The sequence below is a fragment of the Flammeovirga agarivorans genome (assembly GCF_012641475.1).
Taxonomy (GTDB): domain Bacteria; phylum Bacteroidota; class Bacteroidia; order Cytophagales; family Flammeovirgaceae; genus Flammeovirga; species Flammeovirga agarivorans.
Genome location: NZ_JABAIL010000007.1, coordinates 90,665 through 107,317, shown reverse-complemented (window position 1 = coordinate 107,317; position 16,653 = coordinate 90,665). Strand labels below are relative to the sequence as shown.

13 protein-coding genes are annotated in these 16,653 nt (G+C 32.8%); 4 read left to right on the top strand and 9 right to left on the bottom strand.

What is annotated here, in order from left to right:
• Nucleotides 1-98: 98 nt before the first annotated feature.
• Complete coding sequence (locus HGP29_RS20515; RefSeq protein WP_168884310.1) at nucleotides 99-1,250, top strand: porin; 1,152 nt, start codon at nucleotides 99-101, stop codon at nucleotides 1,248-1,250.
• 210 nt (nucleotides 1,251-1,460) lie between these two features.
• Nucleotides 1,461-1,829 carry a hypothetical protein gene (locus HGP29_RS20510; RefSeq protein WP_168884309.1) on the top strand — a complete coding sequence of 123 codons (369 nt, stop codon included), beginning with the start codon at nucleotides 1,461-1,463 and terminating at the stop codon, nucleotides 1,827-1,829.
• Nucleotides 1,830-1,866: 37 nt separating this feature from the next.
• Here the strand turns inward: HGP29_RS20510 and HGP29_RS20505 are convergent, their stop codons facing one another.
• The 4 genes from HGP29_RS20505 to HGP29_RS20490 all read right to left on the bottom strand — a co-directional run bounded on the left by HGP29_RS20505 (nucleotide 1,867) and on the right by HGP29_RS20490 (nucleotide 5,761).
• Entirely contained in the window at nucleotides 1,867-3,852 is a 1,986-nt protein-coding gene (locus HGP29_RS20505) for a TonB-dependent receptor plug domain-containing protein (RefSeq protein ID WP_168884308.1), read from the bottom strand.
• The gene (locus HGP29_RS20500; protein ID WP_168884307.1) at nucleotides 3,852-4,733 is read right to left on the bottom strand and encodes a FixH family protein; all 882 of its coding nucleotides are present in this window, start codon (nucleotides 4,731-4,733) and stop codon (nucleotides 3,852-3,854) included. The genes HGP29_RS20505 and HGP29_RS20500 overlap by 1 nt, the downstream gene beginning before the upstream one ends.
• 142 nt (nucleotides 4,734-4,875) lie before the next feature.
• Nucleotides 4,876-5,268, bottom strand: a complete 393-nt coding sequence (locus HGP29_RS20495; protein ID WP_168884306.1) for a hypothetical protein — start codon at nucleotides 5,266-5,268, stop codon at nucleotides 4,876-4,878.
• 262 nt (nucleotides 5,269-5,530) lie between these two features.
• Nucleotides 5,531-5,761 (bottom strand): hypothetical protein, encoded by a 231-nt coding sequence (locus HGP29_RS20490; RefSeq protein ID WP_168884305.1) that lies wholly within the window; start codon nucleotides 5,759-5,761, stop codon nucleotides 5,531-5,533.
• A gap of 103 nt (nucleotides 5,762-5,864) precedes the next feature.
• Between HGP29_RS20490 and HGP29_RS20485 the strand changes: the two genes are divergently transcribed.
• Nucleotides 5,865-8,417, top strand: coding sequence for a CHAT domain-containing protein (locus HGP29_RS20485; protein ID WP_168884304.1), 2,553 nt, complete (start codon nucleotides 5,865-5,867; stop codon nucleotides 8,415-8,417).
• On the opposite strand, the gene HGP29_RS20480 is transcribed toward HGP29_RS20485, so the two are convergent.
• From HGP29_RS20480 to HGP29_RS20460, 5 genes are all read right to left on the bottom strand, one after another.
• The gene (locus HGP29_RS20480; protein ID WP_168884303.1) at nucleotides 8,385-8,903 is read right to left on the bottom strand and encodes a hypothetical protein; all 519 of its coding nucleotides are present in this window, start codon (nucleotides 8,901-8,903) and stop codon (nucleotides 8,385-8,387) included. The two genes, HGP29_RS20485 and HGP29_RS20480, sit on opposite strands and share 33 nt — an antisense overlap.
• Before the next feature lie 98 nt (nucleotides 8,904-9,001).
• Nucleotides 9,002-9,652 carry an RNA polymerase sigma factor gene (locus tag HGP29_RS20475; RefSeq protein WP_168884302.1) on the bottom strand — a complete coding sequence of 217 codons (651 nt, stop codon included), beginning with the start codon at nucleotides 9,650-9,652 and terminating at the stop codon, nucleotides 9,002-9,004.
• A gap of 107 nt (nucleotides 9,653-9,759) precedes the next feature.
• Nucleotides 9,760-10,074 (bottom strand): hypothetical protein, encoded by a 315-nt coding sequence (locus HGP29_RS20470; protein WP_168884301.1) that lies wholly within the window; start codon nucleotides 10,072-10,074, stop codon nucleotides 9,760-9,762.
• 307 nt (nucleotides 10,075-10,381) lie between these two features.
• Entirely contained in the window at nucleotides 10,382-12,691 is a 2,310-nt protein-coding gene (locus HGP29_RS20465; RefSeq protein ID WP_168884300.1) for a GH92 family glycosyl hydrolase, read from the bottom strand.
• A 22-nt stretch (nucleotides 12,692-12,713) separates the two neighbouring features.
• Nucleotides 12,714-14,996 carry a GH92 family glycosyl hydrolase gene (locus HGP29_RS20460; protein WP_168884299.1) on the bottom strand — a complete coding sequence of 761 codons (2,283 nt, stop codon included), beginning with the start codon at nucleotides 14,994-14,996 and terminating at the stop codon, nucleotides 12,714-12,716.
• Between the two features lie 579 nt (nucleotides 14,997-15,575).
• Between HGP29_RS20460 and HGP29_RS20455 the strand changes: the two genes are divergently transcribed.
• Nucleotides 15,576-16,646, top strand: coding sequence for a PorP/SprF family type IX secretion system membrane protein (locus tag HGP29_RS20455; protein ID WP_168884298.1), 1,071 nt, complete (start codon nucleotides 15,576-15,578; stop codon nucleotides 16,644-16,646).
• Nucleotides 16,647-16,653 lie beyond the last annotated feature (7 nt).

Genomic DNA, 16,653 nt, shown 5'->3' with positions numbered 1-16,653 from the left:
AATGAATTTTATTTGGGGTAAATGTGTTTCAAATTTGATATTACACTAGAACCATATTTTTAATTGAAGCAATCTCTTGAATTTTATTACCTACTACTATGCAAAATTCGATGATCCTCAGAACTATTATTCTACATCTCTTTTTTCTTGTTCAGGCTATTCCTGTTCTTTCACAATCACATGATAAAGAAGAAAGTGGATGGGAACAATTTACTAGTAGTCTAGATATGCCTATTAACGGGCGCTTTGATTATAGAAATATTCAGTTTGGAAATGATATAGACGGTTATGTAGATGATAGTAGATTCAGAATGTCTTCATTACTCTTTATGTTGAATGGTAAAATAAATGAAAACTTCACTTTTAATTATCGTCAAGCTTTTAACCAAACCGGTGTAGATGATTCTAACTTATCCAATAATATTCAAGTAGCAACAATTAACTATACAACAGATAACAAGAAGTGGCTTTTTAAAGCAGGGAAGTTCTTCTACGGTTATGGTACCATGGAGCAACAGTATTGGCCCTACGATGTTTACCGTTATTCATATGTCAATAATAATGTAAGATTATGGAAAACTGGAGTACATGCGGAACATATTACAGCATCTGGTCAACATATAGCCTTCCAGGTAGCTAATGGAGTGAATGAAATTGATTCTCTAGGGAAACAAATACAAGCTACTCAATTTAATGTGTATTGGTGGGGACATATTGTAAAAGATTTTATCAAGGTATATTCTAACGTTACCACCTTAAGTAACTATAACCTGTATGATGGCATGCCCTTCGCCTTCTCTTTTGGCTTACAATGGAATTTTGATACATTCTGGATCGATACAGATTTTATCACAGCGCGAAATATGCCCAATTTTAATAAAAATGGCACCTACTACTCGACCCCTATTAAGTTTAAATATAATGGTAAACATTTCAGACCTTTTATAAAATTAATATTCGACCAAGTGATGTTCGACTCTGAAAATGATGCTGTAATTGTGACTAATCCCGTTACAGAGAAGCCAGAGTTAGTAAAGAATTCTCTTATGATTACCTATGAAGTTGCTTTGGAATTCTATCCTTGGGAAGACAAAGATTTTAACCTTCATATTGTTGGAACGTATGCGGATGCAAACAATCATTATTTCCAACAAGAAAACACAGATCCATCTTCAAGGAATGAATACAATACACAGTTTCAGTTGTTGGCAGGTATCAGTTTTAACTTCGATGCTTTTCACTTAAAATAATAAAAATCACATTTCACTATAAACCTTACTTTATATGTAACCCTAAAAATAAGGATTAAAAAGAGATAACAATTGTACTTTACTAATAGGTTACATCTAATTTAGTCATCAATGGATATTTTGGTTTGTATTCTCATGTTAATCTAACATTACAAGAATTAATTTTTCTTACGTGATGTTTAATTAATACAACCAGATCATTGACCAGATATGAAAGCCTTACTTACTTTATCAATTGCACTTACTCTTAGCTTTTCTTCATTTGCAGATGTAAATGATTGGTATTTCAAATACATCCGTATTATTGATGTTGAATTGAATGACCACCTTGCTCAAGATATTTTACAGCAATGGGTAGGTATCACTGAGGAAGACAACGCTACATATCTGTACAATTTGACAACTAAAAATATATTCTGTGAATTTAAATCGGGGATAAAAACGGCACAAATTCAAGATGTAATCACAGAGTCTGGAACAGTACATGTAAGGCTTGTTGTCAATGAGTTTGTAATGATCAATGTTGCACTATGTAAACAGTCTGGAAAAGTTATTTATACTAAAGCTTCACATATATAAACGACAAAAGCCTCACAATTTGTGAGGCTTTCCTTTTTTAGAAATTATAATTAATTCCCAATTTTATATTTCTTCCACTACTAGGTATTTCATTCCAGGCAAAAGGGTCTATATAGTAAGCATCAAATATATTCTGAACAGCACCAATAAACTTTAATTCTCCTTTATTTAAATCTAGAGCATATTCTCCTTGTAAGTTAAACAAGTGATAACTGCTCGTTGGCAGCTCTCCTAATTCTTCAGCAGGAGTTGACATACCAGAATTGTAAACATATTCTACCCCAAAAGCAAAGTTCTTTAACTGTAACTGAATATTCTGTTTCACTGTCAAAGGTTGCATATAAGGCATAGAAGAATGTAACTCTTCAATTGTACCATTATCAAATGACAAGTGAATACCATATTTCAACCAATTGGAAATTAATTTACTACCATAAATATTTAAATGTGATGAATTCGCTTTACCCACATTCATATATTTCTTCACTCCTAGTGCTCCTATAGTCATTGGTAATAAGTCTTCTTGTACAATTCCAACAATATAATCATTGATAAATACTTTTCTTGCACTCATACCAAATACCCAACCATCTGAATTATATTCAAGATTAAAAATAAAATCAAATGCTTTTTCTGTATCCAAGTCAGGGTTTCCTATATAATCAAAGCGATCTCTTGCATTAAAAAGGTAATAACCATATAGTTCTGAAGCAGTAGGTAATCTATGCGTATAATCTATTCCAAATGATGAGGTAATTGATTCTGTTAAATGATAGTTGAAAGCAGAAGAGAAGGTACCTCCCAATTGAGAAATTGGACCATCTACAGTATAGTTTAATGTTTCAAATTGTTTTCTTGCCAATTCATTCGATAAGTTAATTGAATTGGCTTCAATACGAATACTGTTTTCCCATTCTAAACGGTCGTCCAGTTTCCAAGTATCTTTCAAAAATGTTGCTATTGAATATCTTTGAATATCTCCCCAAGTGATCATATACATATCCTTTCCACCTGTTGGAGAATACATCGTCATATCTGCAAATAAGTGGTTTGCGAATGCATCTATCTTTAAAGAAAACTGATGTTTCTCTGTTTTTCTACCCAATTTAGCCCAAGCTCCAAAAGTATTGCTCCTTCCTGGCATATCCATACGAATTGCTACATTCTCACGATTCGTATCGTCCATGATATGCTCAATAAAGTTGTAATAAACCTTAGCTTCTAAATGCTGAAATTTTGCTTGGTCATTATGTTTTTTATAACCAATGTTACCCATTATCCCAGTAGCAGAACTTACATCCATTGGTAATGCTGGATAACCAATATTTTTCCCTTGATCAAACATCAACATTGCTGTCAGTGTTTCGTTTTCAGATAATTTATACCCTGAAGTTAACGTATGGTTCTGTCTCTGATATTGTGTATATAGTACTAATTCTCCATTTCCATCTGTATAACTTTGATGTTTTCTATATGCACCAGAGTACCTTACTCCAAACTTCTCAGACGACTTTTCCAAGAAAATATTCCCATCATAACCGTTAGTATTTGTACTATAAAAGTTTTGAATACCAAAGTGTGTTTCCCCATCAAAATTGGGATATTTCATACTTGCGTTGATACTTCCTCCTAAAGAAGTTCCAAATTCTTGTGCGTCAGAAGATCTTAATACGTCAAATGACTCTAGATTAATGGGCTCAAGATATGAAGTAGCAGGGTCCATCTTATCAGTACAAGCACCAAATACTCTCATCCCATCTATCACAACAGCTATCTGTCCATCAGAATATCCATTGATAATGGGCTCCCAAGCAAAACCACCTCTTTTTACAATATTCAATTCGGGCTTTTCTGCCATTACTTGATCTATTGTTAACTGATAGTCTTTGTTTTCTATAGTATCTGAAGTAATTGTCACCTCACCTAAATAATAAGTCTTTAGTTGAGCTTGAGCAAACGTTGAAGTAATCGGTAGTAGAACTAAAAATAGTACACTACCGATTAATAGTTTAATACTTTTCATTAAAACTCAAGGTAAAATGATAAACCTTCTTCATTAATAATTTCTGTTTCTCCGTCTTTTACATTTAACTGAATTTGCCAGTCACCAGTCATAGAGAAATTCACTACACCAGTATAAACTCCTTCTTCCGTTTCTTCTGGATCAACATTATTTGACGAACCATGTGACATTGAAGGCATCCATGGAGTTGTTTTAATTGATAATTGAGTATATGGCTCATATGTTTCAAAATCATGACCATGTCCCTCTTCGTGGTGACCATGATCCATTGCTGGAATTCTCTTAAATGCTAAGATTTCAATATCGTTTGCTCCCATTTCTGGCCCACCAGATAGGAAGTTATATCCTAAGACAATTCTTTCTTCACTACCATCTAATTGTTGCATAATCACTGTTTTGTAATTAGCCTCTGATGTTTCGAATGTCACCGCATTTACCTCAATTGGCATCATCCACATTGCTTCGACAGCATCATTTACGATATATTCAATATGTAATTCCCAAGCTCCCTTTTCTACTGTAGGCATTACAAATAAAATTTGGCCTTCACCAGAAGTGGTATTCGAACTACCAATATCAAATCCTTTTATTGGTGTTGAGTGCATGTGTTTCATCCCATTATCCATCGTCATTTCCATAACAGGAGTAATTTTCCAAGTACCACCTTCAGATAAAGATTGACCATTACCAAGAGAGAACGTTACATTATTAACACCTTCATAAAGTGCTTCTTTCGTTGAAGTTAAGTTTAATACAACCCCCTCATCCGTTGTTGAAGAACCTATAACATTTGATCCTTCTTGTGGGTTGGTTTCATCTTGATTACATGAAATAAAAAATAATGCAAAAATTGAGATTAGTAAAAAAGATACGTTTTTCATGATTAAAATATTACGACAAAGGGTATACAATTCAACCCTTCATAAAGTTTTTATGATAGATATAATGATTAGTACTCAATAAATTGAGAAAAAAAGGCATGAGTTTTAGACCTTTAGATAAAAGGTGACTCATTAAAGTTATCTATACTATTGGAGGTCGTAATAATCGATCGACAAGATCTTTAGAAGTAAGAAGTACTTCTGTAGAATTTTGTACCACTCTTACAGGCAATACTTGGGTTTGATCTAAAGTAGGAATTAAAGTTTCAGAAGCACATAACGACATTACTACCTCTTTAGTAGAATGCATATTAGACTCTTTTTGCTTCTCTGCTTCCTTCTTAAGTTGTTTGTTGATAAAACATTGTCCGTGACAAGACATTTCAGGTTTGTCCTTATTAATACAAAAGACCTTTTCGATAAAGTCTCTTTGATCTTCAAGATCCATTTTAAGTAAGGACACAGAAAATGCATTGAACAGAATGGCTACTGCACAGACAAGGTGTAAACCGAATTTGAAATAATCTGTTTTCAATACATTTAACTTTGATTCGCGTCAAAATTAAGATGTGAAAACAGTTAATTCAAAAAAATTGTATAAAAATGTTGATTTTTATCACTTTTTATATGTTAATAAAAAACTTTTTTATAAATTTGGATTACAAATATTAACATCATGAAATATTAGGCTAAAGTCTTACTTCAGCCTTGAATATAAAGATTAATTAATAGTTAGTTTTCAGTTTTAGAGTTATACTCTAAAACAAGTAAAAGAGGCACTTTATAAGTGCCTTTTTTTATATATCTTGGCCGAGATTTTTATCTGTTTCCGTAGGATCAGTAAAATATTTAAGCCTTACTTTTTTCTTATTACTATTATTTAGAGAATCTTGTTCTGGAAACATTACCTCAAATTCAGTATTAACTGGATTATATTCAATAGGTTCTACCTCATTTTCTTGCATTGAACATGAAAAGGCAGTTAGTATAACTGAAAAAATAATTAACTTTTTTGATAGCGATTTCATAAAATTTCCCGAATTACTTGTTAATAAAAACTTTCTAACTAATCTTAGTAGTACTAGTAAGACATGTTCCTAGATAATATGTAATCAGTACTCTAAATAAATTATGATATTTTTTCTAATCATATTACAAATTCTCAATTATCCTTTTCTAAAAAACGATGATAGTAAATTAGCGGATGATGCATATATCAACTTTAAAAATAAAAACTATGAAACCTCTATTAATAGGTTTGAGTCTTTGAAAGAAAAAACCACTGACTATAATGCAAAGACATTTGCGTGTTTCTTTCTTGGGCACCTTTATTTAAAAGAAACATTAGAAATAGAAAAAGGAATTTGTAACTACAGAGAAGCTATTCAAATTCAAGAAAAGAATGGAATAAAATACGAATGGTTATATTCTAATTCTTTGAAAGCTATTGGAACCTATCACAATAGAGTAGGTTCATTAGATTCAGCCGAATATTATTTCCATAAGGCAAATAAATCATTTATCAAGCAAAATTCGAATGTTCAAAATAGTATGGCAGCAAAGCTTGGCCTTATCTATTATTTAAAAAAAGAATATTCATTTGGTGATTTATTATATCAAAAATACCATTCAAATATAAAATCACCATCCTCTGATTATTTTAGTTACTTGACACTTACCAAAAATGATTCTGTTATTGATGATTATTTTAAACAATGCCATGAATATTATAAAAATAAGAAGTTCAACAGAAGCAACTATTTTTACTTTTATGCTAAATATCAATATGAGAAAAATAAATTGATTGAAAGTATTACTATAGTAGATGAGTTCTTGGAATTATCTAAAGAAAATATCACTAAAAATATTAATGTATATAGTACAGATGAATTACTAATGACCCATTTCTACTTCTCAAGAGCCCACTTATTAAAAGCATTAGCTTATGAGAAGTTAGAAAAGAATGATCAAGCACTCACAGAATTCAATATTGCTTTAAATGAAATTAACCTCGCACTACCTGCCAAATATCAAAGAAATCTAATTCTCAAGAATTTAATATTTAGGAACCTTACTCAATTTCATCATGATCGTGGTAAAGAGTATCTTCAATATTTAGATAGTTCTGAATTGGTTTTGGATCAATATGTAAATGTAGGGAAGGACAGTACAGGTGTGGTTCATCATGAATATATGGAGCACTATTACCTAAAAGGCCTCTATGAAGATGATGAACAATTAAAAGACAAATATTATTGGAAAAGTTACCATCACTTTAAGAAGTTTATTGGTAAACAGCATGGCGACAAAGATCAATTAGTATCCTTTATTTCTCAAAAAGATTTACAGGATGAGTTTATACACTTTTATATCCATCAATATCAAAAAAATCAAAATGAAGATGATCTATTAAAAGCCTTAGAAATTATTGAAAATACAAAATCAACTATTCTTAATAAAAGAAGTTCTAACGTTAAGAATTTGTCTATTGATGAATATTTTGCCTTGGATAATGTTTTTGATTTCAAAAAGAAATTAAAAGAGACTCCACTACTCACACCAGATATTCTTAGGTCATATTTTAAAGAAAATTTTGAGGAGAAGAATATTGGATTTGTTTCTTATTACCAAGACGAACATAACAGGTTTGTTATCATTTCTTATAGCAAAGGGAAGTTTAATCTTGAAGTAGTGAATGCCCAAGAAAGAGACTTTAATTTACTGAAAGCATTTTCTGCAAAATTATATCAGAGTGATTATTTTATTGATCGAACCTATATTAATCAGTTAGATTCAATTAGTCATTTGTTGTTACCTCAAAAGGTATTCAACAATCAAGAAGATAGAATAATGATATCTGCTGATCAATTAACATCAACTATACCTTTGGGTATATTGAACCTTTCAGATGGAAAGAAGGTGATTGAAGAACATAGTATAAGCTATGCTTTTTCTTTACATCATGAGTACTTTATTTCTTCTCTCCCTAAGGTAAAGAATGATCAGATTGATATTCTAGGTATTGCACCTTTTGCAAATAAGGATTTGAAATTTTCTCAAGAAGAAGTAGAAGGCATCACTGAGAATACTTTGATCAATGAAGAAGCCACTAAAGAAAATGTTATCAAGGCAGTTAATGATTATGATATCATCCACTTTGCTACACATACAGTAATTGGTGACGATGAACAAAGTTCTCGAATTTTCTTGTACGGTCATGATTCCCTTCCGGAAGGTTTTACCTTTGATCAGGTAGAGGAAATGGATTTTTCAAAACACAACTTAATCTCTGTTAGCTCTTGCTACTCTGCTAACGGTAAATATATAAAAGGTGAAGGTTTGATGAGCTTTCAGAGAGCATTTGCCTACTCACAAGCTCCTTCGGTTTTAGCCGGTCTTTGGAAAGTAAATGACCAAGCCTCACTATATATTTCAAAGAAGTTCTTCAAGTTTTTAAAAGATGGATATGAAAAAGATATCGCCTTACAAAAAGCCAAGTTAGAATTCTTTGAAGATTTCCCTGCGCTAAAACAGAACCCAATGTTCTGGGGGAGTTTGATTATCAGTGGAGATATAGACCCTATAACAAAAAAGAGCAACCATTGGTTATGGTTACTCTTCCTCATTCTAATTCCCTCAATTTGTTACTTCTTATGGAAGAAGTTCAAGCATAAAGACCTTTAGTTTTAATGAATTGGTTATTTCTCGATGGTAAAGGTGAGCAGGATCTTTTTCCATTTTTTCCATAAGAACTTTCGCATCTTCATAATTTCCTGCACCTATTTCTGCCATGCAAAGAAAGAAATCTTTATGATCAGACTCTTTCGCTGTCATTAAAATCATTTCTGCATCATGGAACTTCTGTTCGTGTAAAGCTTTTACACCAACTTGTAGCGGTAATCGTTCTTCCGTTAATGTGTATGATCTGTCCGATAGGTTATACTTATCGATTGAATCATTAACAACTGATTGGGGCGAGATTAGTAAGGTTACATAAACAGAGCCAAGCAAAAGCAATGTTGTTGCAGCAACAGAAGCGACCTTCATTGATTTCAACCACACTGAAGAAGTCTTCTTCTTCATCTGTTGTCTAATCTTTCCGATTTCTTCTTTCTTGAATTCAAGATATACCCTTTGCTCAATCTCCGTAAAGTTATTGAGTTGTTCCATAGTTTTATTTTCTTAGCATTGAAAATATTTGACCATAAATGTTTTTCTATACATATATGACACAAATGCTAATAAATGTAATCACTTAGATTAATTTTTTATTCCTCTTTGTCCAAGCAAGGTCCTATCATATTGATCATATCCTCTTTACTAAGATCCTTGTCATCACCAAGACTTTTTCTTAAATATTTAATACAGCGGCTCTTCTTATTACGGATTGCCTGCTCAGAACTATACTTGTCTTTATGGGTTGTTAACAGCATTTCATAAGTCATAAGGTCAAAGTACAGTTTTTTTAGTAAATTCCTACAATCTGTTCCAATGCTTTTAAATGCTTCCGAAAATTTCTTTACAGTTTTCTGGTCTTCCTCGATAAAAGGTATTTCATCTATTAGGTCATAATCTTCTAATAGATGATCTGCACTTTCATCAAAAAAGCTGTACTTGTTCTGTTTTTTTTGCGTATTGATCCATGCATTTCTACAAATACTGTATAAGTACGTGGAAATGTTCGCCCTTCCTTTAAATTGAGATGTTTCAATACTCATAATTAGTTTTGAAAGGCTATCCTGAAAGATATCTTCAGCATCTGCTTCGCAACCACCCATTTTTATGATCATCCTTAGTATTTTATCAAAGTTGTCTTGATAAATAAATTTGATAGTATCTGAGTAGTTTTGCTTACGAATGATGTTATTGATAATCTGTTCAGAAGTATAGTTAATTTTAGATTTAAAAATCTTAAACATTATACATGTTATTTATGTCGTCTTACAGCACAAATAGTGATTTATTAATTTGTGATAAAAGATATATTTAATTGACACTTAAATAAGTTCGAGTAGTGTTTCAGCTCTTATTTATTGTTTTCAAAACAAGCTATTATCAAATCCTTTGCCATTTCAAGCGAATCTTCTTCTTCTAAGTTTCTTAACTTCAGCTCGCCTTTGTAGTAATCCCCTCCATCTTCTAAAAACCCTTGTCCTTTGGGGGTAAAAACAGGAAAGTTATCAGGAGTAGATACTTCATATCTTCCATCATCGTTGACTGTCAGAGTTGTTGTTACCTGAAAGTAAAATGCTTTTGTTCTTTCAAACATATTTTTTAAAGCATTCGAGATGTTGATGAGTTGTTCTGTGTTAAGATAATTGATAAGTTCTTCTCTTGTCATACTATAAATCCTATTGTATTAAACAAATTTAGAGATTTCTACATAATAATAAAGTTTTATTGAAAATGTTTTTAATTATTTATCCTTTCGGTAAAAACATTACAACATTACTATTAATGGCATGAATTAGTCAATTTATAAATACACCTTTATATCTATAACAATTTCAACCACTTAATGTTCCCTGTAGTTAGATTAATTATAATTTGCTATAATTTAATTCCTTACATGTAAATTGAGTTACAGAAAATAATAAAGGCACATTAACAACCGTAATGTGCCTTTAAATATTATATCAAAAATTGAATTATTTTTCTCTTGACATTGAATAAGGTGCACTATCTTCTGCAGTACCCCAGTTCTTATTTGGTTGATCACCCATTTCAAAAACTAACTCACCTCCAGCCATAATTTGATCATGTGTGATGAATGTTTTATTAAAGTCTTTCCCATTTAACTTTGCTGATTGAATATAAACATTCTTTTCATTATTGTTATTGGCAATCACTTTGAATGTGTTTCCATTTTCTAAAGACATTGTTGCCTCTTCAAACTCAGGTGAACCGATGGCATATTCTCCAGTTCCTGGAGCAACTGGGTACATTCCTAAAGCAGAGAATACATACCAAGCAGAAGTTTGTCCATTGTCTTCATCACCACATAAACCATCAGGAGTTGGGCTGTAAAGGTCTTTCAATACTTTTCTTGTCCATTTCTGTGCTTTCCAAGGTTGACCTACATAATCATATAAGTATATACCGTGTTGTATAGGCTGGTTACCATGTGCATATTGGCCTGTTCCATATTTTTCATCAGCTACTTTCATTTCAGTAATCTCATGAATTTCGAAACCATAGTAATCATGATTGGCAATAGATGGAGTTGAGAATACAGAATCTAATTTTGCTGCAAATGCTTCTCTACCTCCCATTAAGTCTGCTAAACCTTCTGGATCATGGAATACTGACCATGTATAATGCCAAGATGAACCTTCAGTAAATGCACCACCCCAAGCTTCTGGGATAAATGGAGTCTGCCAAGAACCATCTTTCATTTTTGCTCTCATAAAGTTTGTTGATGGATCAAAAACATTTTTATAATTATCAGCTCTCTTACGGAAAAGATCAATCTCTTCTTGAGGTCTATTCAAAGCTTTAGCTAATTCCATGATTGTAAAATCAGCGTAAGCGTATTCCAATGTTCTTGCTGTGTTCTCATGGATGCCTACATCGTAAGGGATGTATCCAAGATCATTATAATAATCCACACCCATACGACCGACAGAACCTAATGGACCATGGTTTTTAGTATTCTTGATAATTGCAGCATAAAGTGTTTCAATATCGTATCCTCTGATACCTTTAAGGTAAGAATCAGCGATAATAGCTGCAGAGTTTGAGCCAATCATACAATCTCTGTGACCCGGTGAAGCCCATTCTGGCAACCAACCACTTTCATTATATGTATTAACTAAACCAGCCATAATATGACTATTTAACTCCGGATACATCACTGTAAAGAATGGGAAAACAGCTCTAAAAGTATCCCAGAAACCATTATCAGTAAACATATACCCATCTTCTACTTGACCGTTATAAGGACTATAATGCACTAGTTTGTTATTTGCATCATACTCATAGAATTTTCTAGGGAAAAGCAATGTTCTGTACATTGAAGTATAGAAATTCTCCATACTTCTTTGAGTACCACCTTTCACCATTAACTTATTAAATTCTTTGTTCCATGCATATTGTGCTTCTTCTTTTACAGTAGTGAAAGATTTCTCACCAATTTCTCTTTTTAATGTAATCTCAGCCTGATCTATTGAGATAAATGAAGAAGCTACTTTTGCTGTAATCACTTCACCATCTTTTGTATCAAAGGTAACATAACCTGCTGTTCTATCTGCTTTTACCTCTTTTGATGAAGTAGCATCTTTACCATTCCAAGTACCTTGTGTTTTAAAGGGCTTGTTGAAAACAATAACAAAATAGTTGGCAAAGTTATCTGGCACACCACCAGAGTTGTTTTTACAATAACCGACAATTTTATTTTCCTCTGGAATTATCTTCACATAGGAACCTTTATGATATGCATCTACTAATACACTACTTTCACCTGATTGAGGGAATGTAAATTGGAAGACAGCACCTCTAGTTGTAGGTGTTACTTCTGCTCTTGTATTATATGTTTCTAAATCTACACTATAGTAATGTGGCTTCGCCGTTTCAGTATCATGAGAATATTTTGATTGTCTTTCTTTCTCATTAAACTTCACTTCTCCTACCATTGGGAATAATGCAAATGCTGCATAGTCATTTATCCATGGTGATGGTTGGTGCGTTTGTTTTATTCCGTTAATACTATCTTTTTGGTACATATAAGCCCATCCATCTCCATTATTATTGGTTTGTGGAGTCCAGAAGTTCATTCCCCAAGGAGTTGCCACTGCTGGATAAGTATTACCTGTAGATAATCTAAAGTCTGACTTTGACCCTACTAATGTACTTACGTATTTGGTTAAGTCTTCTAATTCCTTTTTTTCTTCTTTCTTCTGTCCACAGGACATAATCGTAATAAGAAGAAGTAGATAAGGTAGTATTGTATTTTTCTTCATTATGATAATAGGATTGTAGTAATTATTGTATTGGTGATTTAGGAATATCATTAACATCAGTTCCCCAATTTTTATTTGGTTCTGGTCCCATAACAAACTTAAGGATACCTCCTGCCATTATTTCTTCTTGTGTAATATAGCTTCTATCTAGGTCTTTACCATTAAGAGAAGCTGCTTGGATATAGACATTTTTATCCGATTGATTCTTTGCTTCGACAGTAAAAGTTTTACCATTGCTTACTTGCATTGATACTCTATCGAACAAAGGAGAACCAATAATATATTGTTTATCGCCTGGGCAAACAGGGTAGAATCCCATTGCAGAGAAAACATACCAAGCAGACATTTGGCCACAATCTTCATTATTAATCATGCCATCGGGTTTATCTGAATACATCTCGTCCATTATTCGGCGAATCATGGCTTGGGTTTTCCAAGGTTGACCAGCAAAATTGTACAAGTATGCATTCGCATGCCCTGGTTCATCTCCATGTGCGTAGCTACCGATAAATCCTGAAATATCTACATGTTCTTCACCTTTCATATCTAACTCTTGTGAAAATAAAGTATCCAAATCAGCAGCGAACGCATCTTTTCCTCCTTTCATTTCGATGAATTGAGAGATCGCTTGTGGAACAAAGTAATCATAAGCCCACTTATTGCCAGAGATCCAATGTTTCTGTAAAGGTTCCCATTGATCCATCTCTATATCACCAAACCATTGTCCATTTGACTTTCTTGGCCAGAATGTTTTTTTCTCTGGGTGATAAAGATTCGTGAAGTTCTGGGCTCTTTGCATGTATTTTTCATACAGTTTTTTATTACCTGCTTTTTGAGCTACTTGAGCAATTACCCAATCTTCGTAAGCATATTCTAATGTCTTCGAGACGTTTTTGGGAATATGAGCTGGTACATAGCCTAACTTGATATATTCATTTAATCCACCATCGCCATCAGATGAAGAAATTTTATTAAAATGTGCAATATCATCCATAGCAGCCAAAGCCTCATTAACATCAATTCCTTTGACATCTTTCTGCATTGCTTCATAAATCACTGGTACTGATGGATAGCCAATCATACAAGTATTATCAAACCCTGCTAGTTCCCATAATGGTAAATGTTCTTTTGCATCTCTATGTCTTGAAATTAATGATTCTACAAAATCAGCAGAGTAATTAGGCGTCAGAAAACTGATAAGTGGTTTTGTTGCTCTAAAAGTATCCCAAGTAGAGAAGTTTGAATAGTTCGTAAAACCATCTGCTTCTAACTTCTTACCCATGGCTACATACTTCCCATCAACATCCATTGAAAGATTGGGGGCAATAAAGTTATGATAGATACCTGTATAGAAGATTCTTTTCTGTTCTTCTGTTCCTCCATCAATAGAGAATTTATTAAGAACTTCGCTCCATTGTTCCTGTGCATGTTGTACCGCTAAAGCAAATGAATTGTGACCTTCTGATAATAGGTTTTTTCTTGCTCCATCTAGACTAACTGCAGAAATAGCAACTTTAACTTCGATAGGATCATTTTCTCCCACTTTAAAGGTGGCAAAACCTTTTACATCTTTATCTTTTACTTTTAGATGAGAAGATATTTTCCCATTTCTCGAAATTTGAAACTTATCATAAGGCTTTGTAAACTTAATGATGAAGTATACATATCTTTTACCTCCCCAACCATTTGATTTACAATAGCCCACAATTTCAGTTGGATCATCAGTTGATATTTGAGTTTCCAGAACCTCACCAAAAATCAAGTTAGTGGGATCTATAATGATATTAGCTGAATCGGTTGCAGGAAAAGTATATTTATGAAAACCTACTCTTTGCCCGGCTGTTAATGCTGCAGTAATTCCATAATCTTTTAGGTTTACCTCATAAAAACCTGGTTCTGCTATTTCTTCATCATGTGAGAATCTAGATCTCCATCCTAAATCTGGCTGATCTTGTGGTCCCGATTCTAATTGAATATCTCCAACAGTTGGCATAATCAATATATCACCTAAATCAGACCATCCCGTACCACTTAAATGGGTATGGCTAAAACCTTTTATTGTTGAGTCATTATAATGATAACCACTACAATGGTCCCACCCTTTTGTGTCTGTATCCGGGCTTAATTGGATCATAGAAAACGGGATCGTTGCCCCAGGAAAAGTATGCACGATTCCTCCTGTTCCAATAAATGGGTCAACATAATCAATTGGTTTTTGTTGTATTTCTTTAACTACTTCTTTTTCACAAGATAATGTGATAATAGTTAATAGAACTGATGATAAAAGTAATATAGATTTCCTCATTAAATTACGATGATTGATGAATCATAACTGCACAAACAAGCAATTTCATGCAACATTACGCAAGATATCTTTGAAAGATAAATTATCAAAATGACACTTATAAGAAGTTGGGTTTTCTTTAGAATTATTTACAGGAAATATGATTTTTAAAGTTTCTCAACCAACAATTGGGTTGCCATAACATTGAGATATCTTTAATCACAAAAAGATGGTCTTGTATAACGATTACCTATATTTCATGACAAAAAGGATTTTTTTTCTACATGTGAAAGTAAAAAAGAATATTTTTTTGAATGAGAGAAGTACAACATTTGAAAAATAGTAAGTGAAGGGTAAAACCTTCAAATTAAAGGTAATGAATCCACATTAAGAACAAATGTAAGTTCTTTCAAAAAAGGTTCTATCTAGGAAAAATTCAATCATATCTCACCTTAATCTTACAATTGAACTAATTTTTCTACTCGTATACACAAGTACTTATCGCATTAGGTACGAAGATTGCAATTATATCGATACTACTAAATAATTGTATAATTCTAAGACCATGTACTGCAATACTTAACTTAGAAGACGAATTCAATGAGAAAGCAAATAACAAAAGTTATCCATTTTTTTTTCTGGTTGACTTTACTACTTTATAATCAATACTCTCACGCTCAAGATGCACATCTGTCACAATACTATGCAGCTCCATTGTATTTAAATCCTGCATTGGTGGGCACAGCTGGCGATGGGCGAGCAAATATTAATTACCGTAATCAATGGGTAGGATTACCTTCTAATTACAGTACTTTTTTGGCGTCTTTCGATACTCCTATTCCAAAGAAGAATATTGGGGTAGGTGTTTCTTTGCATCAGGATGTTCTTGCTCAGAATTCTGGAGCAGTAATGGATCGATTTATTTTTAATGCGACAGGCGGTTATAAACTACAGATCACAAATAAGTATCAGTTAAGTTTTGGATTACAATTAGGTTTTGAACAATCATCTTTAGGGTTTTACCACCTTCTTTTTGGTGATCAAATTGATGACGATGGTATCACTGGTAATCCAACTGGTGATCGAGTGGATAGGGATAGTAGGATTTACCCGGATATTTCTGCGGGTACAATGTTTTATGGAAAAGACTTTTGGGTAGGTGTTTCCTTCTTCCACATCAATCAACCAAATATTTCAAGATATGAGGTAGGGCAAGATAACCTTCCTCTTCGCTTCAGTATGAATGCTGGCTATAGAATTCCCCTTACCTATCGTTGGCATGGCACTATTGGAAACTATGATGATAGAACGGTAAGTTTTATGATGCATTACCAGTCTCAAGGAAGAAAAGATCAGCTGTCAACTGGCGTCAATTTAAATTATCATCCTATTATTTTAGGATTATGGTATAGAGGATTAATAATTAAAGATAACGAACACCCTTCTCAATTTAATCAAGATGCAATTGTCATCATGAGTGGTGTACAATTAAAGCGATTTACTATTGGATATAGTTATGATCACCCTATTGGAGGTCTTAGTGTTTCTGAAGGAAATTCACATGAATTATCACTTAGATATGATATGAATTTCTACCCTGATTACAGAAAGAAAAAGAAAAAAGGCAAAGTAGGTGTACCGACAGATAAATGTCCTATTCCAAACCTGTAACATTGAT

Coding starts and splice junctions, on each gene's coding strand:
- HGP29_RS20510 (WP_168884309.1), top strand. CDS start 1,461: ATGAAAGCCTTACTTACTTTATCAATTGCACTTACTCTTAGCTTTTCT.
- HGP29_RS20480 (WP_168884303.1), bottom strand. CDS start 8,903: ATGGAACAACTCAATAACTTTACGGAGATTGAGCAAAGGGTATATCTT.
- HGP29_RS20515 (WP_168884310.1), top strand. CDS start 99: ATGCAAAATTCGATGATCCTCAGAACTATTATTCTACATCTCTTTTTT.
- HGP29_RS20470 (WP_168884301.1), bottom strand. CDS start 10,074: ATGACAAGAGAAGAACTTATCAATTATCTTAACACAGAACAACTCATC.
- HGP29_RS20500 (WP_168884307.1), bottom strand. CDS start 4,733: ATGAAAAACGTATCTTTTTTACTAATCTCAATTTTTGCATTATTTTTT.
- HGP29_RS20460 (WP_168884299.1), bottom strand. CDS start 14,996: ATGAGGAAATCTATATTACTTTTATCATCAGTTCTATTAACTATTATC.
- HGP29_RS20505 (WP_168884308.1), bottom strand. CDS start 3,852: ATGAAAAGTATTAAACTATTAATCGGTAGTGTACTATTTTTAGTTCTA.
- HGP29_RS20490 (WP_168884305.1), bottom strand. CDS start 5,761: ATGAAATCGCTATCAAAAAAGTTAATTATTTTTTCAGTTATACTAACT.
- HGP29_RS20485 (WP_168884304.1), top strand. CDS start 5,865: ATGATATTTTTTCTAATCATATTACAAATTCTCAATTATCCTTTTCTA.
- HGP29_RS20465 (WP_168884300.1), bottom strand. CDS start 12,691: ATGAAGAAAAATACAATACTACCTTATCTACTTCTTCTTATTACGATT.
- HGP29_RS20455 (WP_168884298.1), top strand. CDS start 15,576: ATGAGAAAGCAAATAACAAAAGTTATCCATTTTTTTTTCTGGTTGACT.
- HGP29_RS20475 (WP_168884302.1), bottom strand. CDS start 9,652: ATGTTTAAGATTTTTAAATCTAAAATTAACTATACTTCTGAACAGATT.